The sequence below is a fragment of the Natrinema amylolyticum genome, assembly GCF_020515625.1.
GTDB lineage: Archaea > Halobacteriota > Halobacteria > Halobacteriales > Natrialbaceae > Natrinema > Natrinema amylolyticum.
Genome location: NZ_JAIWPJ010000006.1, coordinates 22,572 through 41,536, shown reverse-complemented (window position 1 = coordinate 41,536; position 18,965 = coordinate 22,572). Strand labels below are relative to the sequence as shown.

Sequence of the window (18,965 nt, the reverse complement as noted above, 5' to 3'; positions counted from 1 at the left end):
TGCCCGGTGCCCGCTCCGGCCTCGCTACAGAACGTCGACCGTTCGACTCGATTCGATCGGAATCAGCGGTTCCTCGGGGAAGGCCACGCTGACCGTGAACTCGAGTTCCTCGGCGTCGGCACCGAAGACGCCGACCGGCAGGGTCTCCGAATCGCGGAGGTAGGTGTTCGTGTTCGTCATCTCGACTCCGTTGACGGTCACCCGGATGCCGGCGCGGCCGGGCTCGCCGACGTTTCGGACCGTGACCTCGCAGACGTCGTTCTCGCCGGTCGCGACGGTCTCGGGGAACCGGCCCCACTCGATTTCGATCGCGGGGAGCGACTGGGCTCCCTCGTAGACCCGTTCGGCGACGCCCTCGGAGAGCCCGGCCTCGACGAGTCCCGCGACGCCCGCGTCGACGACATCGCCGGGGGTCGAGAGCCCCTCCGTCGCGAGCTTGCTCGCGCGACCCGACGCGACGCCGTCGATGGCGGTCAGGCCGACCGCGTCCTCGGCGACGCCGTTCTCGATGCGGGCCTCGACCCGGCGCGCGAGGTTCGCGGCGTGTGGCCCGACGAACCGATCGAGGAAGGCTCCGAGCGCCGAGACGAGCCGCGTCGCGTTGCGGCGGATGACCCACGCGTCGCTGCGGAGTTCCGACGGCGTCGTCCCGCTGGCCGCGCTGCGGAGGATCGCGAGCACCTTCCGCTGGCCCGCCTCGAGGTCCTCTGTCTCCTCGCCGACCAGTACGGCGTCGATCGCGTCGCGTTCGTCCTGTCTGGCCGAGACCGAGTCGAACTCCGCGGCGGTCGCGACCGCCTCGAGAATGTCGCCGGTCGTCAACTCGTCGCTCCCGCCGCTCCCGTCGCCATCGCCGCTGACGCGGTCACACAGCGCCGCGAAGCGGGCCGCGGTATCGAGCCGGAGGTAGTACTTCGAGGTCAACACGCCCCGCGGCGTCGCCTCGATCGAGAGGTCCTCGCCGGTCTCGACGAAGCCGCGCTCGACGAGCCCCTCGAGACAGTCCCGGACCCGCTGTCGGAGGTTCGGGAAGTCGTAGTCGTCGGGCTTGGACTGGCCGCGGACGTAGTAGAACGTCGTCTCGAGCCAGTCCATTACGTCCTCGAGATCGGTGATCGTCCCCATCGCGATCTCGGCGTTGAGGTGGGTCTCTAAGCTCTCGGCCAGCCGGGACTCGATCTCCTTGCCGTCCCGGAGCAGCCGCCGGTACTTGTCGGCCTCGGCCGAATCTGAGATCACCCAGCCGTAGCCGACGTCGTCGTAGCCCGGTCGGCCGGCGCGGCCGAGCATCTGGAGCACGTCGAGGGGACTCATGTCGACTTCGCCCTCGAGAGGGTCGTGGTGTTTCGTGTCCCGGATCACGACGCAGCGAGCGGGCAGGTTGACGCCCCAGGCCAGCGTCGAGGTGGAGAAGAGCAGTTCGATGTGACCCTCCTTGAACCACTCCTCGACGAGGTCGCGGTCGTTCTTCGAGAGCCCCGCGTGGTGGAAGGCGACGCCGTCGAGCACCGACTTACGGAGCGTAGCGTCCTCGATCTCTTCTTTCGATTTCGTGTGGAAATCGTAGTCGCCGCGAGCGCCCATCGGAATGTCCCGTTCCGCGATCTCGTCTCTGGCTTTCTTGGCGGCCTGGACGGTGTCTTGCCGGGAGGAGACGAAGACCAGCGCCTGCCCGTCCTCCCGGAGGTGTGGCTCCGCGAGGTCCAGCGCTCGGTAGAGACGCCGGTACTTGTCGGCGAAGGAGTTGTCGCCGTGGGTGTAGGTCTTGACGCCGGCGTTGAGTTCGACGGGCCGATACTCCTCACCGAACTCGAAGGTCGTCTCCTCGGGAGCATCCAGCCACGCCGCCACGTCGTCGATGTTGGGCATCGTCGCCGAGAGCGCGACGATCCGCGGATCACAGAGCCGACGCAGGCGGGAGATCGTCACCTCGAGCACCGAGCCCCGTTGATCCGCGTCCAGCAGGTGGACCTCGTCGATGACGCAGACGTCGATGTCGGTGACGAAGTCGTACCGTCGCGAGTCGTGTTTGCGGGTCGCCGAGTCGAGCTTTTCGGGAGTCATCACGAGGATGTCCGCTCGGCGCGCCCGGCGCGGGTTCAGATCGCGCTCGCCGGTGACGACGTAGACGGAGTAATCCAGCTCCTCGAATCGGTCCCAGTCGTCTTCCTTCTCGTTGGTCAGCGCTCGCATCGGGGCGATAAACAGCGCCGTGCCGCCGTCGGCGAGCGACTTACAGATCGCCAGCTCCGCGAGCGCCGTCTTCCCCGAGGCCGTGGGCGCGCTCGCGACCACGTTCTCCTCGGACTCGAGTAATGCGGGCAGTGCCTCGCGTTGCATCCGGTTGAACTCCTCGAAGGCAAAAGCGTCCGCGAATTCGGGGAGAACCTCGGCGACCTCCATCACACGGAAACGGGAAGCGGCAGGGCAAAGGCGTTTCCTTCGAGTCGCGGTCTACCGGTCGGCGACCGTCGCGGCGATCGCGGCTCCGGCAGTGGCGAACACCAGCGGATAGAGGATTCCGCCGAGGACGACGGCGGGTAGGAGCACCGGGCCGATCGAGCCGGTCGCCTCGATTCCCAGCGCGGACGCTTCGGTGTTCGCCTCGGCGACGACCGCGCCGAGCCCGAGGACAACGGCGTAGCCGATCGTCACTGGGGCACCGGCGACGACGGCGTCGCCGAGATCGGTCACGGTCCACCGCAGGGCCAGGAACGCACCGACCGCGACCAGTACGAGCGGCGGCAGCGCGTACAACAGGTCGGCGCTCGCAGTACTCGACTCGCCGATGAGATCGAGGACGCGCGTCCCGCCGAACGAGCCGATCCGGCTGGTCGCCTCGATATCGACCATGTGGGCCTCGTAGAAGTACCAGGCGACCCCCTTCCACTCGGGAATGTCGTCGCCGAACGTCTCGCGGACCTCGCTTCCGACGAGCAGATACGTCAGGAGATATCCGATTACGGCGGCGAAGACGCCGAGTCCCGCACTCGCCGCGACGCTCGAGCCGCGCGATACCGGACTCTCTTCGGACGGTGTCAGCGTGGAGGACATTACGCTTTCGACGGAAGTCGGTCGATCTAATGGGTCTTGTGGTCTCCCCGTCGATCGACCGCTCGAGACGGTCCTCACCGGCCGCCGCGCGTTCGAGGACCGCACTCGCGGGGACGCCGATCAGACGGCCGATCCGTCGGTCGCGACGGTCTCGAGTTGGTCGCTGAGTCGGCTGCTGGCCCGGTCGGGCTGGGGAACGCGTTCGAAGATCAGCTCCGGATCGCCCGAGCCGGCGGTGTAGACGGTCAGGTCGCCGTAGCCAAGCAGGCGTCCGATCCCGGACTGGCGCAGACTGATGTTCTGGACGCGCTCGAGGCGGAACTGGGTGACGTCCCTCGAGACGATCCCTCGTTTCTTGTAGAGCTCCGTGGAGGTGATGACGTACCGGGTGTTCGTCCAGACCAGATAGCGGGCGAACGCGACGACCGCGCCGGCGACCGTCATGAGGATGCCGAGAATCGTTAGCAGGCCGACGCCGTCAACTCCGCTCCAGCCGGTGATGAGGAAGCCGGCGAGCGCGAGTCCGATCCCGACCGGCAGCTTCGACCCCATGGTGATCGGATGGGGACGGCTCTCCCAGACGATATCCTCGTCGTCGCTGATATGGAACCAGTCGGGCGTCGAGCCGAAAGCCATCGACCCCGCCTATTCCGTACCCGTCCGTAAAGCTATCGGGGAACGGAGCGATTACTGCCGACGGCGCTTACTCTCAGGCGATTTGATTGACCGTACTGCGAGCGCCGCGTCGCGGACGGCCGAACGACCACCACGGTTTTTCACTGCGCGACCCGATGACGGGATATGAGCCGCGCGCGAAAGCCCGACTGGCTGAAGAGTCGGCCACCGTCGGGACAAGAGTTCGCCGGCATCCGGGAGACGCTGCGTGAACACGACCTCCACACCGTCTGCGAGGAGGCCAACTGTCCGAACCTGGGCGAGTGCTGGTCGGGCCGGTCGGGCCCCGACGGGAGCGAGGAGTCGGGCGGCGGGACGGCCACGTTCATGCTGATGGGCGACCGCTGCTCTCGAGCCTGCAACTTCTGTGACGTCCAGACGGGCGGAATGGAGGCGCTCGATCCGGACGAGCCAGAGAACGTCGCCGACGCCGTCGCCGAGATCGGCCTCGACTACGTCGTCCTCACTAGCGTCGACCGCGACGACCTCCCGGATCAGGGCGCGGGCCACTTCGCCGAGACGATCCGCGAGATCAAGGCCCGCCACCCCGGCATCCTCGTCGAAGTACTGATTCCGGACTTCCAGGGCGAGGAACGGCTCGTCCGAAAGATCATCGACGCCGAACCCGACGTGATCGCCCACAACGTCGAGACCGTCGAGCGACTGCAGTTCCCCGTCCGAGACCGCCGCGCGGGCTACGAGCAGTCCCTGTCGGTGCTCGAGCAGGTCGAGCGCGAGTCCGACATCTACACGAAGACCTCGATCATGCTCGGCCACGGCGAGTACGACCACGAGGTCTACCAGACCTTGGCGGACCTGCGCGAGCGCGGCGTCGACATCGTCACGCTGGGGCAGTATCTGCGGCCGTCGCGAGACCACCTCGAGGTCCAGCGGTACGACCACCCCGTCAAGTACGAGACGTGGCGTCGCGTCGCCGAGGAGGAGTTAGGATTCCTCTATTGCGCGAGCGGGCCGATGGTGCGCTCCTCGTACAAGGCCGGCGAACTGTTCGTCGACGCCGTGCTTCGGGAGGGCAAGAGCGTCGAGGAGGCGCGGCGCGAGACCCGGGCTCGAACCGCGGAATCGTAGTCCGACGGGCGCGTTCGAGGCGCGTTTCCGTTCTATTAGACCTCCGCTGCTGTTCGAACTTCCTCCTCGAACGCCGCGGGAACGGCGACCCGATCCTCGAAGCGAACGGTCCGCGAACCCGCTGCGACCGTGGTCCCAGTCATCGGTCGAACGGATATGCGCGTCTTTCGACATCGATGTCCGGAAGTGGATACGAACGTACGATATCTCGGCGATTGTGTGGCAAGAATCTCACCAATAGTAAACTATTTTGGGAAACTCCTTTATCCTGAGCGATAGTTTATACGGGTATGTACAGGTGGGTCTTCCCGTGAGTACGTTACAGCGCGATCCCCGCGAGCGAGTACAGATACTCGACGAGGCGGGCCGGGTCCGAGAGGGTGCCGACGTGCCGGACCTCACCGAGGACGAACTCGTCGAGATGTACGAGCAGATGCGGCTCGTGCGTCGATTCGACGAGCGGGCCGTCAGTCTCCAGCGCCAGGGGCGGATGGGGACCTATCCGCCGCTATCGGGCCAGGAGGGCGCCCAGATCGGCAGCGCCCACGCGCTGGCCGAGGACGACTGGGTCTTTCCCAGCTACCGCGAACACGGCGTCGGGCTGGTTCGGGGGCTGTCCCTCGAGCACACTCTGCTCTACTGGATGGGCCACGAGCGGGGCAACTACATGCCCGAGGACGTCAACATCTTCTCGGTCGCCGTCCCCATCGCGACCCAGATCCCCCACGCGACGGGTGCGGCCTGGGCCTCGAAACTACGTGACGAAGAGAAGGCGTTCATCTGTTACTTCGGCGACGGGGCGACCTCCGAGGGCGACTTCCACGAGGGGCTGAACTTCGCGGGCGTCTTCGACACCCCGAACGTCTTCTTCTGTAACAACAACCAGTGGGCCATCTCCGTGCCGCGCGAGCGCCAGACGGCCAGCGCCACGCTGGCCCAGAAGGCTACCGCCTACGGCTTCGAGGGCGTCCAGGTCGACGGAATGGACCCGTTGGCCGTGTACAAGGTCACCAGCGACGCCGTCGAGAAGGCGAAAAACCCCGACGAGGACGAACTGCGGCCGACGCTGATCGAGGCAGTCCAGTACCGGTTCGGGGCTCACACTACCGCCGACGATCCGTCGGTCTACCGGAGCGACGAGGAGGTCGAACGCTGGAAGCAGAAGGACCCCATTCCGCGCCTCGAGACGTATCTCCGATCGAACGGGATCCTCGACGACGAACGGGTCGACGCGATCGAGTCGCGGATCGAGGACGCGGTGGCCGACGCTATCGACGCCGCGGAATCGGTCGAGCGACCCGAACCCGAGGAGATCTTCGCGCACGTCTACGAGGGGATGCCCCGACGGCTACAGAAACAACTCGAGTACTTCGAATCGATTCGCGACGAACACGGCGACGACGCGCTTCTGGAGTGATACCATGGCAGCACAATCGGGATCGGAGAACCTCACGCTGGTACAGGCGGTACGGGACGGATTGCACACCGAAATGGAACGTGACGACGACGTCATCGTCATGGGCGAGGACGTCGGGAAGAACGGCGGCGTCTTCCGCGCGACCGAAGGGCTCTACGACGAGTTCGGGGAGGACCGGGTCGTCGACACCCCGCTCGCGGAGTCGGGAATCATCGGGACGGCGATCGGGATGGCCGCGTACGGGATGCGGCCGGTTCCCGAGATCCAGTTCATGGGCTTCATCTACCCCGCGTTCGATCAGATCGTCTCGCACGCGGCGCGCCTGCGGACGCGCTCGCGAGGCCGATACACCTGCCCGATGGTCATCCGGGCACCCTACGGCGGCGGCATCCGCGCGCCGGAACACCACTCCGAGTCGACCGAGGCGATGTTCGTCCACCAGCCCGGGCTGAAGGTCGTCATCCCCTCGACCCCCTACGACACCAAGGGGCTGCTGACCAGCGCGATCCGGAGCCCGGACCCGGTGATCTTCCTCGAGCCGAAGCTCATCTATCGGGCCTTCCGCGAAGAAGTGCCCGACGAATCGTACGAGGTGCCGATCGGCGAGGCGGCCGTCCGCCGCGAGGGGAGCGATATCTCGGTCTACACCTGGGGCGCGATGACTCGGCCGACGCTCGAGGCCGCCGAGAACCTCGAAGACGAGGGGATCGACGCCGAGGTCGTCGACCTGCGGACGCTGTCGCCGCTGGACGAGGAGACGATCGTGGAGTCGTTCGAGAAGACGGGCCGCGCCGCGGTCGTCCACGAGGCCCCGAAGACGGGCGGGCTGGGGGCCGAGATCACCGCGACCCTGCAGGAGGAAGCACTACTGTATCAGGAAGCGCCGGTGGAGCGCATCACGGGTTTCGACACGCCGTTCCCGCTGTACGCGCTCGAGGACTACTATCTGCCCGAGCCGGCGCGCATCGAGGACGGGGTTCGAGACGCCGTGGAGTTCTAACATGGTCAGAGAGTTCGAGCTACCGGACGTCGGCGAGGGAGTCGCGGAGGGCGAACTGGTCTCGTGGCTGGTCGAGGAGGGCGAGACGGTCTCGGAGGACCAGCCGGTCGCGGAGGTCGAGACGGACAAGGCCCTCGTGGAGGTCCCCGCCCCGGTCGACGGCACGGTCCGCGAGTTACACGTCGAGGAGGGCGCGGTCGTCCCGGTCGGGACGGTGATTATCTCGTTCGACGTCGCGGGCGAGGAGAGCGACGAAGCTGCGGAACCGACCGAATCGGAACGAGAACAGACGAGCGAACCCGCCGGCGTCGACGAACCCAGCGAGTCACCGGGCGAAGGCGCCGAGCCTGCCGGCGACCTCGGTGCGACCGGCGCCGACACCGAGGACGTCGCGCCGCCCGACGACCGGGTCTTCGCACCCCCGCGCGTGCGTCGCATGGCCCGCGAGCAGGGGATCGACCTCTCGAGTATCCAGGGGAGTGGTCCCGGCGGGCGAATCACTGCGGCCGACGTCCAGGCCGCCACTGGCGGGAACGGCGACGGAACGGTTCAGGTCCAGCCGCAGACGACCGAGTCCGCGCCCGACGAGACCGGTTCCGGAACGAGTACGGCCGACTCGAGCGCTGCGAGTGCCGGTGGCGCTCCCACCGAGGAGTCGGCTTCCGGGGGCACGAGTACTGCCTCGAGCGACCAGCGACCCGAGACGCCGGCGCAGGTCGAGTCCGCCGACCGCGAGCGGACGCTGGCCGCGCCGGCTACCCGACGAATAGCCGAGGAGGAGGGCGTCGACATCGACGCCGTCCCGGCGACCGAGGAGCGCGACGGCGAAGCGTTCGTCACCCCCGAAGCGGTTCAGGAGTACGCCGAGGCCCAGCGACGGGCCCAGGAGGCCGACCGCGAAGCGGTCGAGGCGGGCGAGCCGGTCGGAACGAAGGGGACCCACTTCGCCGAGGGAGAGCGCGAACGCCGCGAACCGTTCCGAGGCGTCCGCAAGCGCATCGCCGAGGCGATGGTCGAGTCGAAGTACAGCGCGCCGCACGTCACACACCACGACGAGGTCGACGTCACCGAACTCGTCGAGGCCCGGGAGGAACTCAAACCGCGCGCAGAGGAGCGAGGCATCCGACTGACCTACATGCCGTTCATCATGAAGGCCGTCGTCGCCGCGCTGAAGGAACACCCCGAGATGAACGCGGTCATCGACGAGGAAAACGACGAGGTCGTCTACCGCGATTACTACAACATCGGCGTCGCGACCGCGACCGACGTCGGGCTGATGGTCCCGGTCGTCGAGGACGCGGATCGAAAGGGACTGCTCCAACTCTCGTCGGAGATGAACGAGGTCGTCCAGAAGGCCCGCGACCGAACGATCAGTCCCGGCGAGCTGCGCGGCTCGACGTTTACGATCACCAACGTCGGCGGCATCGGCGGCGAGTACGCCACGCCGATCATCAACTACCCCGAAGCGGGCATCCTCGCGATCGGCGAGATCAAGCGAAAGCCTCGAGTCGTCACCGACGAGAACGGCGACGAGTCGATCGAACCCCGCTCGGTGCTGACCCTCTCACTCTCGTTCGACCACCGGCTTATCGACGGTGCCGTCGGCGCACAGTTCACGAACACCGTCATGGAATACCTCGAGAATCCCAGTCTCCTCTTACTCGAGTAGCTCGGACGAACCGCCGGATCCCTCGCGGAACCAGGCGGTCTCGTCGACCGACCCCCTACTCGTCCGGCACGATATCGACGAGTATCTCAAGCGAGTCCGCAGCCTCGTACACTCGGTCCTGGGCCTCGGCCAACTCGAGGACGGACTCGTCGTCCTCGAGAGCCGTCCGTAGCTCCGAGACGGACCTGAGATAGCGTTCGAGACTCGCTTCGGTCGTCGCACCCTCGAGATCGTCACCGAGCGCGATCAGGTGCTCGAGGACCTGCCGGACGTGACGACGGTATGCCTCCTCGCTCTCGGAGATCCGCTCGCCGTCTACGCTGGAGGTCGCGGCGATCTCGCGGGCGAGTCGACTGCCCTCGCTCGTCTGCTGTTCGAGTCGATCGGCTAACTCGTCGAAGAACCGCGCTCGGTCCTTGAGCGTCTTGCGCATGACGTACCGAGTCAGTGCCGTCTGCTCTCGTTTGAGCCCCCCCAGCTCCGTCTCGAGGGCGTCGAGCCGGTCGGTGATCGCTCCGATATCGTCCGGGATATCGGGCGGCTCCCGTTCGACCGGGGTCCGGTGTGGGTTGTCGGTATCCGTGACGTGATCGATAATCGTCTCGAAGAGCAACTCGTGGTCGTAGACGAACTCGCGCGGCGCAGGGTCGTCCGCCGCCGTCCAGACGCCGTCGGGCGTGCGTTCGAACGACCCGAGGAACACCGCCGCGTTCGTATCGGACGGGGTCGAGGATCGATGGCGGTCGTGATACCGCTCTAGAAGCCGTTTCCGTACCGTTTCCGCGTCCGTATCCGTCTCGACGGTCGGGATTTCGACGTCGAGAGCCCGTCCCCGACCGTCTCCCGTCGCCTCTTGATACGCTAGCTCGAAGACTTCGACGATACGGTTCGACGTCGACTCCTCGTCGATGGCATCGTCGGTGTTCGGAACGGGGACGGTTTCCAGCGAGACCTCGTCGTACTGGATCGAGAGCGATATCTCGTCCGTCGAGGGGCGGGGAAGCGACTTCGTCGTCACCTGTTCGACGACGATGGGGCGACCGCGTCCGTCCAGCGCCAACCCCGGCTCGATCGTCACCTCCAGTCCCTCGTCGCTTTCGCTGATCGATCGCACCTCGAGTCCGTGGACGATCCCGCTCCCGACCACGAACCGGGCGAGCGTGTGCAGTCGCTCGGCGTGATACTCCTGGTCCGCTTCCATATCGCGGGGCGTCATCAGCTTCCCGCTGAAGAACCGATTCTTCCGAAACTGCGATAGACCGCCCTGCTCCCCGTCACTGTGGTCCGGATCCTGGGCCATGGCGTAGTGAGTGTTCTTTATTGCGCCGCTATTCCATTTAATTATGTCTATTTCACGGGATCGATTGCCGAGCGATCACCGTGACGACGCGCTCGCGACTGACCGTCGTTTGCGACCGCCTTCGTGCCGTTATCACTTATACAGTATTACATTATTCTTCAGTTATGAAGTGCCTAATGAGCGGGAATTTAGAAACGAGAATAGCAGAAACAATCTAGAAAATCAGATAATATTTCGACCTAGATATAATTACAGATTTAACCAATGAATAAGTTTTATACTAATCGACTATAAATACAGGACTGCTACAGCAGCAATTGGAGGAGCGAAATCAATGCCAGAGTACCTATCACCAGGCGTTTACGTCGAAGAGGTCGACAGCGGAACCAAATCCGTCGAAGGAGTCAGCACCAGCACCGCCGGCTTCCTCGGTGAAACGGAACGGGGTCCCGTCGAACCGAAGCTCGTCACGAGCTTTTCGGAATTCAAACGAACGTTCGGCTCGAGTCCACAGTCCTCGGACTTGGACGTGGCCGTTGACGGCTTCTTCAAAAACGGGGGGAGCCGCTGTTACGTCGGCCGCGTCGCAGCCGCTGAACCGACGGACGTCGCGACGACGACTCTCGTCGACGAGGATCGAACCGACGTCATCAGCGTCGAAGCGACCGGTCCGGGCGGGTGGGGAAGTTCCATCGCCGCGATCGTCGAGGACGGACCGCTGTACGAGGAGGGCGAGAACGATTACTTCAAGCTGACGCTGCGATACTGGTCGTGCGATATCGAGGAGGTCAGCAAGCCCGCCTCCGATCAGCCTGACCCCGCTCCTGACATCGAAGAGACCTACGATGATATGTCGGCGGATCCCGAATCCAGCCAATTCTACGAGAAACAGATCCCGGGCTCCGTGCTCGTCGACCTCGAGCAGCTGGATGCCGGACGGCCTGCTGAGGGGCTCTCCTGGCTGTCACGAGAGGTTCCCGAGGAGTACTCCGACGGCGGACTGATTCAGCTCGATGCCGAATCGGAGACCGCTGCCTACGTTCCGGACGATCTCGAGGACCGAGAGTACAACGAGCTTCAGGGGATCGCCGAACCGTTCGACATCGACGCCTCTCAGGCTCGGGAGGACCTTCAGGCGGAACTCGAGGAGATCCAGTCCGGTGAGAAGGAAGTCGACGTCGACGTCGTCTCGGATCTGTCGGCAAAGCCGGAGAGCGAGGACGTTACCCTCAGCGATTACGAGGGTATCAACAAGCCCGGAATGCGAACGGGCCTCGCGGCGTTCCGAGAACTCGACGGCGTCTCGCTGATGTGTATTCCCGACCAGAACGACATCGAGGGTCTGACCGAGTCGCTCGTCGCCCACTGTGAGAACATGGGCGAGCGGTTCGCGATTCTGCAGGCGCCACAGAACGCGGGTGCGATTTCCGACATCGAGACGCCAGTCGACTCCTCGTATGCGGCCTACTACTACCCGTGGGTCGAGACAAAGGATCCATTCACTAACCGGAAGAAACTCGTTCCGCCGGGCGGCCACATCACCGGCATCTTCGCGCGAAGCGACGCGGAACACGGCGTCCACAAGGCGCCCGCGAACGAAGTCGTCCGGGGCATTCTCGGCGTCCAGCACAACATCACGAAGGGCGAACAGGACGTCCTCAATCCGAAGGGAGTCAACTGTATTCGGAGCTTTCAGGGTCGAGGTATCCGCCTGTGGGGCGCACGGACGGCCTCCAGCGACCCGTCCTGGAAGTACGTGAACGTGCGGCGACTGTTCCTCTACATCGAGCAGTCGATCGACGAGGGCACCCAGTGGGCGGTCTTCGAACCCAACGACGAGGATCTGTGGGCTCGCGTGCGCCAGTCGGCTGAGAACTTCCTGACGACGGTGTGGCGAGACGGCGGTCTCCAAGGGAGCACCGCTGACGAGGCGTTCTACGTCAAGTGCGGTGAGGAGACGATGACCCAGGACGACATCGATAACGGTCGACTCATCGTCGAAATCGGCGTCGCGCCGGTCAAGCCGGCCGAGTTCGTCGTCTTCAGAATCAGCCAGGATACCGGCGAGTAACATCGTCCACACCGTATCTGACGATCAACCAATCTCTACGCAATCGATACGACAATGCCAGACTCACACGGACCACTCAGACAAACCGAATTCAAGGTCGAACTCGACGGCGTCGGCATCCCCGGATTCGTCGAGGTCGAGCTGCCAGCGATGCGAACCGAACAGGTCGAATACCGCGAAGGAAACGATCCGTCGCACAATCGAAAGCTCTGGGGTGACACCCAGTACGACGACCTCATCCTCGTTCGGGGTGCGAACGAGAAAAACGAGGAACTCTACAACTGGCGGAAATCCGTCGACGAGGGGAAGATGGACGACGGCGGTCGGAAGAACATCGCCGTCATCATCATGAACGAGGTCGGCGACTCGGTGCTTCGCTTCGAGTTCACGAAGGCGTGGATCAAGGAGTACCGACCGCCGACGCTCAACTCCCACGGCGGTGGCGGTCAGGGCAACCTCGCCACCGAGGAGTACGTCGTCACCTTTGACGAGATGGAACGGAAGAACGTATGACACGACCGTCGAGTTCGTCTCCGGACGCGTTCACCGTGCCGCGTCATCGGTTCGACGACGACTGGCGCGTCGACGATGAAGGCGTCCTCCACACCGGTGACGCCGCCCCGTTCGCCGACCGCGTCGTCGTCACTTGTGACAGTGACGGGTGTCGGTCATGACCGGCGGAACGCTCCAGACCGAGTTCGACTTCACCCTTCCCCAAGGGTACGTCGACGACGAGGGAACGCTCCACAAAGAGGGGCGAATGCGGCTCGCTACGGCAGCCGACGAGATCAAGCCGCTGCAAAACCCCCGCGTCCAGTCGAACTCCTCGTATCTGACCATCGTCTTGCTGTCGCGGGTCGTCACCGAACTCGGCGATCTCGAGACGATCGACGCGAGCGTCATCGAGGAACTGTTCGTCACGGACCTCGAGTACCTACAGGCCCTGTACGAGCGGATCAATAATCAGGGGGTGAACGCCGTCGAGACGGCCTGTCCCGACTGCGGTGAGCCGTTCGAAGTCAACGCGGAGAACGGCTCTCACGTGACGACTGACAGCGCAACCGGCGGTATGGGTTCCGCTGGCGTCGAAGCCGGTCCAGTCAGTGCGGGCGGTGACATCGGCAGCGTCGGTGCGGCCGAATCGCCCGGATTCGAGGCCGCCGATATGCGTGCGGCCGGCACCGAATCGAACGAGAGCGAGGAGTCCGAGTCGGGAAATCCAGCGGAATAGTCCGGCTGTACGAGCCGGACCGCCTCTACGAGGAGGTCGCGTTCGTGGCCTACCATTTCGGCTGGAGCCATGACGAGGTGTTGAACATGCCCCACTGGGAACGGCAACGCTGGTGTACGGAGATCAGCGAGATCAACGACCGAATGAACGACTCGCCGTCCGATCGACCCCGTGACCGCCGTCGCGGTCGCGGCCGGGGACGTGACGACGCCGGCGGCGGTATCGTGCTCCGAAATCCGCCGGATTCCGAGTAACCACGGCATCTGGCTCTCAGATGCCGTCATGACCGCAGTACCGAGACGATGGCACCATACACAACGGAAGACGATCCTTACGCACAGTACAATTTCGAGGTCGAGGTGGACGGCGAGACCGTCGCCGGATTCGCCGAGGTCGCCGGGATAACGATGGAGTTAGAGACCGTCCAGTACCGCGAGGGCGGCGTCAACGATCACGTCCACCAGTTGCCGGGGCAGTTCGCACATGCAAACCTCGTCCTCCAACGCGGGTTGACGACGGACACGGCCTTCTGGGACTGGATCCAGTCGGTCATGAGCGGGACGATCTCCCGGAAAAACATCGTCGTCAAAGTAAAGGACGGCTTTCAGGGCGAGAGTCAGTGGGGATGGGAGTTCGCGAACGCGTATCCGACGAAGTGGTCAGGACCGGATCTGGCGAGTAACGAACGAGGAATGGCGATCGAATCCATCGAGTTGGCATACGAGCGGTTCACGAAGATGTCGGGGATGCCGGAGTAACGGTCGTCACCGTCAGCGTCCGATATTCACGGACCGTCCTCGGAACCCGGTGATTCGATCCGTTCGGGTCGACGCTCCGAGTATCCTGTCCGTGACGATCACCGGTTGATCTCGAGCCCCATCTGCTGGAAGGACAGTCCCGGATACTAACTCTCGTTTCTCCACTATCACCAGTATGTTTTAATAGGATTCGACAAACATCATTCGAGAGACTATGCGAAATCGACCGGGAGCAAAACTGGCCGAGCGGATAGAGCGCGGTCCGATCGCGAACGGCCGGCCGTCGGCCGACAACGGCAGAAACGGGGTGACTCGATGAGATGAAACGAGTCGCATCGAAGGTAACGAAGACGGCCAGAAAACAACTATCACCGATTATTCGGCCATTGATGGCGGCGCTGATCGTCGCCTTGCTCGTAACTGCCGTGGCCGTCGTGATGGGGCTCGTCGAATACGTTCCCCAATCGTCGGTTCCCCTGACGGGATGGGTGCTCTCACCGCGAGTCGTCCTGTTAGTGACGGTGTTCGTGCTCGCTGCGATAAGCTGTGCCGGTTATATCCTGTATCGGAATTACGAGGACGCGATCAGGGATCAGTGGGAACGGCTGTCGATCTGGGCACAGGCGACGATCGCCGGCGGAAGCTGCGGCGCGCTGGTTGCGGTCGGCCTCGGCATCGCGGTCATCGCCGGCTCGGTCCCGCTCTCGTTCGTTCTCGCCGGGTCGCTGATCGCGTGGCCGGTCGCGACCGTGCTCACGCTCCGCCAGCGCCGCGAACCCGACACGGCCGACGACTCGCCGTCCGCGCTCCGCTCGATGCTCATCAAAGCCGGTTACGCTCAGGTCAAGCTCCTTCAGACGCGGACGCTGGCCGGTATCGTCGGCTTTACCGGTGCCGTCCTCGGCGGTCTCGGGATTCGCGTGCTACTCTCGTGGCTCCCGTGGTTCGATGGGACGCTCACGCATCTCCAGACGGTTCTCCTCGCCGCTTTCCTGTGGCTGGTCGCGACGGTGCTCGTCTACAACCGCTACGAGTCCGCGATCAGCGACCGGACCGACCTCCGGATCGTCGCTGTCTCGAGCCCGGAGTCCCGTTCCGGCCGCGAACTGACGATCAAAAACGACGGCGTCGACCCCGTCGAACTGACGCAGGCGAAAATCCGCGATACGAAACGCGATCTCTATCAGTTCGACGCGGGGACGATACTCGAGCCCGGCGAATGCCGCCCGTTCGAGGTCCCCGAAGCGTTCCTGCTCGAGCCGAACGAGGCAGCGATGGACCTCCCGCTCGGATACACGCTCAAACAGGGCGGGGAACACCCGATCGTCTACACGCGGACCGGTGAACAGTTCGTCCTCCAGGGCGGCAACGATGCGCTGGACCGCGATTCGACTCGGTCCTCGAACCCGTCGCCGATCGGGCTGAGCGCCGACCCGACGCCACAGGAGTAGCCGACAGGAGCCGCGAACGCGTCTGTCACTGCGCCCGGTTACAGCGTGTCCGGCTCGTCTGGTCGTCGAGAAATGTCGGTTTCACGTTCGTCGATGCGCGTGAACGATTCCTCGTTCGTCGACTGAATCAACACCGGACTGACCTCGAACGTCGCCGAGGGGTGGTAGGTCGCGTCGCCGAACCGGGCCCAGAGGTTCGTGAACTGGTCGAGCGGTTCGGACGTTACTCGGATCGATAGAGCGCTGTCTTGATCGAGCCCAACCGCACACTCTGCGGGCTCGAGCCGCGAGTTGTCGTGAAGGAGCTGGATGGCCAATCCGAGCGTCCGCTGTTGGGCGAGCGTTCCGGTGGCCTGTTCTCCCTCGTCGTCCATCGGATAGGCGGTCAGCAGGTACTGCAGGGAGAGCGGGAGCGGCGGATCGCGTTTCGTCGATTGGGCGACTTCGGGCGCGGCGGCTCCGGCTTTCTCGTCGCGCGTGACGCGATACAGGAACAGCCCGAGTCGGACGCCCGAATCGGCGTCGACCGCCTCGGGCGAGGCCAGTGCGACGTCGCTACGCGAGAACGAGACGTTCCGGCGCTGTTCGATTCGGTCCTGGAACAGTTCCAGGACGGTCTCGCTGACCGCGGCGACGGCGGTGAAGGTCACGATCGCCACCTCGCGACTGCCGCGGTCGGTTCACTCGACGGTCGGGACGGTCGGTACCGCATCGTTTGCGGCCCGGACGCTCCGTGGCCGCCATCGAGACGAAATCGGTGTCGCGTTCGATTCGCGAGCAGTGCTCGAGACGTCTCGGTGCTCGCCGTCGAACGGCGCGGTGCTGTCAGATGGGATCGGGTTGGGGACGCTGTGAGCATGGTCTGGTCAGTCCAAGATGAGGTGGTCGTCGTACGGTTCGAACTGCGGGGGCTGGAGCAAGCGGCCGGTCTTCTCGTACTCGAGTTGCACTGCGCGGACGACGTGGGACATCGCGATCCCGTCGTCGTCGCCGGCCGCGAGGATCGCGGCGGTCTGGCCGACCGTCTTGATACGGCCACCGGTGAACTCGAACGACGAGAGGAACTCGTAGTCGATGCCGCGCGTGGGCGCGTCGTCGGGGAAGACGTGCCGCCAGATGCGTTCGCGGGTCGCCTCGCGGGGCATCTCGAAGGTGACGGTGTGGTCGATTCGGCGGGTGAACGCCGAGTCGATGTTCGAGGCGTAGTTGGTGGTCATGAGGATCACGCCGTCGTAGGCCTCGACGCGCTGGAGCAGGTAGTTGACCTCCACGTTGGCGTAGCGATCGGTCGCGCTCGAGACCTGCGAGCGGTCGCCGAAGACGGCGTCCGCCTCGTCGAACAGCAGGATGGCGTTGGAGTGTTCGGCCTCCTCGAAGATCCGCTCTAAGTTCTCCTCGGTCTCGCCGATGTACTTCGAAACGACCGAGGAGAGGTCGATCTTGTAGAGGTCCATCCCGATGTCGGCGGCCAGGATCTCGGCGGCCATCGTCTTACCCGTGCCCGAATCTCCCTTGAACAGGGCGACGACGCCGGTGCCGCGGCTGAACTGTTCCTCGAAGCCCCAATCGCCGTAGATCCGGCCCTGATGGCGGACGTGATCGCACACCAACTCGAGTTTGCGCATGGTGTCGTCTCGCAACTGGATATCCGTCCAGTCGCTGTCGGGCTCGAGTTGCTGGGCGAGGTCGCCCAGCCCGTCGGCGGACTGGGCGCGACAGCCCTCGTAGACGTCGTCGGCGGTGACCTCGCCGCCGCCGGCCAATGACCGGGCCGTCGACAACGCCGCCTCGAGTTGGCCGTGCGTGAGTTCGAACGTTCCCGCCAGCACCTCGGGCTCGAGGGCGTCGGGCAGATCGTCGGCGCGGGCGGTCCAGAACTGTCGGCGGATCGCCAGCGACGACCGGGGGAACTCGAGGATGGCGTCGACGTCCGTCTCCATGACCGTTGACGGCGTCCAAGCCTCCGCGCCGGTGACGAAGAGCTCGGTATCGACGGCTGTGAGACGGTCGAACACGGCCTCGAGCGACCACTCGCGTTCGCTGGCGTCGAACGTGGCCCTCCCGGCTCCGGTCAGCTGTAGCGGTTTCCCGAGCAGTTTCGCCTCCCGGACGAGCGCGTCGAGCGCGCCGGCGTCGAGGACCGCCTCGAGGTCGGCCCGGAGGTACTCCTCGGCCGAGCAGACGGCCTCGAGCGCGCGGCGCTTCTCGGTCCCGTCGGGGCCGGCGAAGTAGAACCGCCGGCCCGTGCCGTCGTCGGCCGGCAGCGACGCGAGCCGCTCGGCGAGGTCCTCGCCGATCGCGAGGTCGTCGACGCCGAGCGCGGGATCGATCTCGCGCTCCTCGAGCGCCGCCGCGTCGCCGGCCGCGTGTCGGCCGAGCGCCGTCTCGAGTGCCGGATCGAGGCCGTCGTAGCCCTTGAGGTAGTCGACGATGCGGTCGTCGACGACGTACTGCCGGCCGCGTTCGGTGGCGACGCCGTCGGGCGGGGAGACGACCTCGAGCAGGCCGTGTCGCCGGAGCGGGGAATCGCTGGCCACCAGCGCGCCCGCGGCGAGCCGTTCCTCGGGCGTCCGGCTGAACAGTCGCTCGAGGAGGACGACCGTCAGCCTCGAGAGAGTCGTACTCCTCTGGAGTCGCTCGTACTGTTCACCGTAAGAGCGATCGAGTCGCGGCGCGAGCGCGAGCAAGAGGGTATCGAGGTGACGCCGCGAGAGATCGAACTGATCCGCGAGCACGCGTAGCCGAAGCGTGACGGCATCGGTCGCGTCGCACTCGCGCTCGATCTCAGCCGTCAGTTCGCGAATCCGATCGCGCGCTTCTTTCGGAAGCGCCAGCGGTAACTCGCGCGGTTCGGTCGCGAGCGTTGCCCTCTCGGTCGCAGACTCCTCGTCCCTCTCGATTACATTCTCGGCCGCTTCCGCGGCTTCGAGAACGACATCGAGCCGATCCAATTCCTCGAGGAGATGTTCCTGTGTCGTGGCGTAACTCATGGCTGTGACACTGACGAGCCGGGAAGATTGGAGCTCATATCCGTCAGAACGTATCTTCGTCTTTTATTTTATTTAAGTATACTCATTGAGAACTTTTATTGTCCGATGGGGAAAATACTGTGCTAAGAGTATCACATGGGGTTTCGATCAGCGAGAGAAGCCAAGACGACCGGTGACGACCGGCAATCCCAGCGAAGTCCCGACATCCAGTCGTCTCCCGACCACGAGTCGGCGTCGTCGGACTGCTTCCAGCGAATGCC

Annotated in this window: 17 protein-coding genes; 11 read left to right on the top strand and 6 right to left on the bottom strand. The window is 64.7% G+C overall.

Annotated features, from left to right (window positions below):
- Positions 1-24: 24 nt before the first annotated feature.
- The 3 genes from LDH66_RS21155 to LDH66_RS21145 all read right to left on the bottom strand — a co-directional run bounded on the left by LDH66_RS21155 (position 25) and on the right by LDH66_RS21145 (position 3,690).
- Positions 25-2,403: a DEAD/DEAH box helicase gene (locus tag LDH66_RS21155; RefSeq protein ID WP_226483067.1), complete on the bottom strand. Its 2,379-nt coding sequence runs from the start codon at positions 2,401-2,403 to the stop codon at positions 25-27.
- A 51-nt stretch (positions 2,404-2,454) separates the two neighbouring features.
- Entirely contained in the window at positions 2,455-3,054 is a 600-nt protein-coding gene (locus LDH66_RS21150) for a DUF7978 family protein (RefSeq protein ID WP_226483066.1), read from the bottom strand.
- Between the two features lie 120 nt (positions 3,055-3,174).
- Positions 3,175-3,690 (bottom strand): PH domain-containing protein, encoded by a 516-nt coding sequence (locus LDH66_RS21145; protein ID WP_226483065.1) that lies wholly within the window; start codon positions 3,688-3,690, stop codon positions 3,175-3,177.
- 165 nt (positions 3,691-3,855) lie between these two features.
- Here LDH66_RS21145 and lipA point away from each other — a divergent pair, with 165 nt between their 5' ends.
- From lipA to LDH66_RS21125, 4 genes are all read left to right on the top strand, one after another.
- Positions 3,856-4,818, top strand: coding sequence for a lipoyl synthase (lipA, locus tag LDH66_RS21140; protein ID WP_226483064.1), 963 nt, complete (start codon positions 3,856-3,858; stop codon positions 4,816-4,818).
- 310 nt (positions 4,819-5,128) lie between these two features.
- Positions 5,129-6,235, top strand: a complete 1,107-nt coding sequence (gene pdhA / locus LDH66_RS21135; RefSeq protein ID WP_226483063.1) for a pyruvate dehydrogenase (acetyl-transferring) E1 component subunit alpha — start codon at positions 5,129-5,131, stop codon at positions 6,233-6,235.
- Positions 6,236-6,239: 4 nt separating this feature from the next.
- Positions 6,240-7,235, top strand: coding sequence for an alpha-ketoacid dehydrogenase subunit beta (locus LDH66_RS21130; RefSeq protein WP_226483062.1), 996 nt, complete (start codon positions 6,240-6,242; stop codon positions 7,233-7,235).
- A 1-nt stretch (position 7,236) separates the two neighbouring features.
- Positions 7,237-8,904: a dihydrolipoamide acetyltransferase family protein gene (locus LDH66_RS21125; RefSeq protein ID WP_226483061.1), complete on the top strand. Its 1,668-nt coding sequence runs from the start codon at positions 7,237-7,239 to the stop codon at positions 8,902-8,904.
- A gap of 55 nt (positions 8,905-8,959) precedes the next feature.
- On the opposite strand, the gene cis13 is transcribed toward LDH66_RS21125, so the two are convergent.
- A complete protein-coding gene (gene cis13, locus LDH66_RS21120) occupies positions 8,960-10,204 on the bottom strand; it encodes a CIS13 family contractile injection system protein (protein WP_226483060.1) in 1,245 nt (414 codons plus the stop codon).
- Positions 10,205-10,538: 334 nt separating this feature from the next.
- Between cis13 and LDH66_RS21115 the strand changes: the two genes are divergently transcribed.
- From LDH66_RS21115 to LDH66_RS21085, 7 genes are all read left to right on the top strand, one after another.
- On the top strand, positions 10,539-12,275 hold the full coding sequence (locus LDH66_RS21115) for a phage tail sheath family protein (RefSeq protein ID WP_226483059.1): 1,737 nt from the start codon (positions 10,539-10,541) through the stop codon (positions 12,273-12,275).
- 54 nt (positions 12,276-12,329) lie between these two features.
- Positions 12,330-12,788, top strand: a complete 459-nt coding sequence (locus LDH66_RS21110) for a phage tail protein (RefSeq protein ID WP_226483058.1) — start codon at positions 12,330-12,332, stop codon at positions 12,786-12,788.
- Complete coding sequence (locus LDH66_RS21105) at positions 12,785-12,949, top strand: hypothetical protein (protein ID WP_226483057.1); 165 nt, start codon at positions 12,785-12,787, stop codon at positions 12,947-12,949. The genes LDH66_RS21110 and LDH66_RS21105 overlap by 4 nt, the downstream gene beginning before the upstream one ends.
- Positions 12,946-13,506 (top strand): hypothetical protein, encoded by a 561-nt coding sequence (locus tag LDH66_RS21100; protein WP_226483056.1) that lies wholly within the window; start codon positions 12,946-12,948, stop codon positions 13,504-13,506. The genes LDH66_RS21105 and LDH66_RS21100 overlap by 4 nt, the downstream gene beginning before the upstream one ends.
- Positions 13,503-13,760 (top strand): DUF6760 family protein, encoded by a 258-nt coding sequence (locus tag LDH66_RS21095; RefSeq protein ID WP_226483160.1) that lies wholly within the window; start codon positions 13,503-13,505, stop codon positions 13,758-13,760. Before LDH66_RS21100 ends, LDH66_RS21095 begins: the two co-directional genes overlap by 4 nt.
- Before the next feature lie 48 nt (positions 13,761-13,808).
- Complete coding sequence (gene cis5, locus LDH66_RS21090) at positions 13,809-14,264, top strand: CIS5 family contractile injection system inner tube adaptor (RefSeq protein ID WP_226483055.1); 456 nt, start codon at positions 13,809-13,811, stop codon at positions 14,262-14,264.
- A 389-nt stretch (positions 14,265-14,653) separates the two neighbouring features.
- On the top strand, positions 14,654-15,715 hold the full coding sequence (locus tag LDH66_RS21085) for a lamin tail domain-containing protein (RefSeq protein ID WP_226483054.1): 1,062 nt from the start codon (positions 14,654-14,656) through the stop codon (positions 15,713-15,715).
- Positions 15,716-15,753: 38 nt separating this feature from the next.
- Here LDH66_RS21085 and LDH66_RS21080 read toward each other — a convergent pair whose 3' ends face one another.
- Both LDH66_RS21080 and LDH66_RS21075 read right to left on the bottom strand, forming a co-directional pair.
- Positions 15,754-16,365, bottom strand: coding sequence for a Pvc16 family protein (locus LDH66_RS21080; RefSeq protein WP_226483053.1), 612 nt, complete (start codon positions 16,363-16,365; stop codon positions 15,754-15,756).
- Positions 16,366-16,581: 216 nt separating this feature from the next.
- Complete coding sequence (locus LDH66_RS21075; RefSeq protein WP_226483052.1) at positions 16,582-18,705, bottom strand: ATP-binding protein; 2,124 nt, start codon at positions 18,703-18,705, stop codon at positions 16,582-16,584.
- Positions 18,706-18,965 lie beyond the last annotated feature (260 nt).

Bases quoted from the DNA above. Each gene is read 5' to 3' on its own strand.
- LDH66_RS21125 (WP_226483061.1), top strand. From the start codon at position 7,237: ATGGTCAGAGAGTTCGAGCTACCGGACGTCGGCGAGGGAGTCGCGGAG.
- LDH66_RS21100 (WP_226483056.1), top strand. From the start codon at position 12,946: ATGACCGGCGGAACGCTCCAGACCGAGTTCGACTTCACCCTTCCCCAA.
- cis5 (WP_226483055.1), top strand. From the start codon at position 13,809: ATGGCACCATACACAACGGAAGACGATCCTTACGCACAGTACAATTTC.
- LDH66_RS21105 (WP_226483057.1), top strand. From the start codon at position 12,785: ATGACACGACCGTCGAGTTCGTCTCCGGACGCGTTCACCGTGCCGCGT.
- lipA (WP_226483064.1), top strand. From the start codon at position 3,856: ATGAGCCGCGCGCGAAAGCCCGACTGGCTGAAGAGTCGGCCACCGTCG.
- LDH66_RS21145 (WP_226483065.1), bottom strand. From the start codon at position 3,690: ATGGCTTTCGGCTCGACGCCCGACTGGTTCCATATCAGCGACGACGAG.
- cis13 (WP_226483060.1), bottom strand. From the start codon at position 10,204: ATGGCCCAGGATCCGGACCACAGTGACGGGGAGCAGGGCGGTCTATCG.
- LDH66_RS21130 (WP_226483062.1), top strand. From the start codon at position 6,240: ATGGCAGCACAATCGGGATCGGAGAACCTCACGCTGGTACAGGCGGTA.
- LDH66_RS21075 (WP_226483052.1), bottom strand. From the start codon at position 18,705: ATGAGTTACGCCACGACACAGGAACATCTCCTCGAGGAATTGGATCGG.
- LDH66_RS21110 (WP_226483058.1), top strand. From the start codon at position 12,330: ATGCCAGACTCACACGGACCACTCAGACAAACCGAATTCAAGGTCGAA.
- LDH66_RS21155 (WP_226483067.1), bottom strand. From the start codon at position 2,403: ATGGAGGTCGCCGAGGTTCTCCCCGAATTCGCGGACGCTTTTGCCTTC.
- LDH66_RS21150 (WP_226483066.1), bottom strand. From the start codon at position 3,054: ATGTCCTCCACGCTGACACCGTCCGAAGAGAGTCCGGTATCGCGCGGC.
- LDH66_RS21115 (WP_226483059.1), top strand. From the start codon at position 10,539: ATGCCAGAGTACCTATCACCAGGCGTTTACGTCGAAGAGGTCGACAGC.
- LDH66_RS21085 (WP_226483054.1), top strand. From the start codon at position 14,654: ATGGCGGCGCTGATCGTCGCCTTGCTCGTAACTGCCGTGGCCGTCGTG.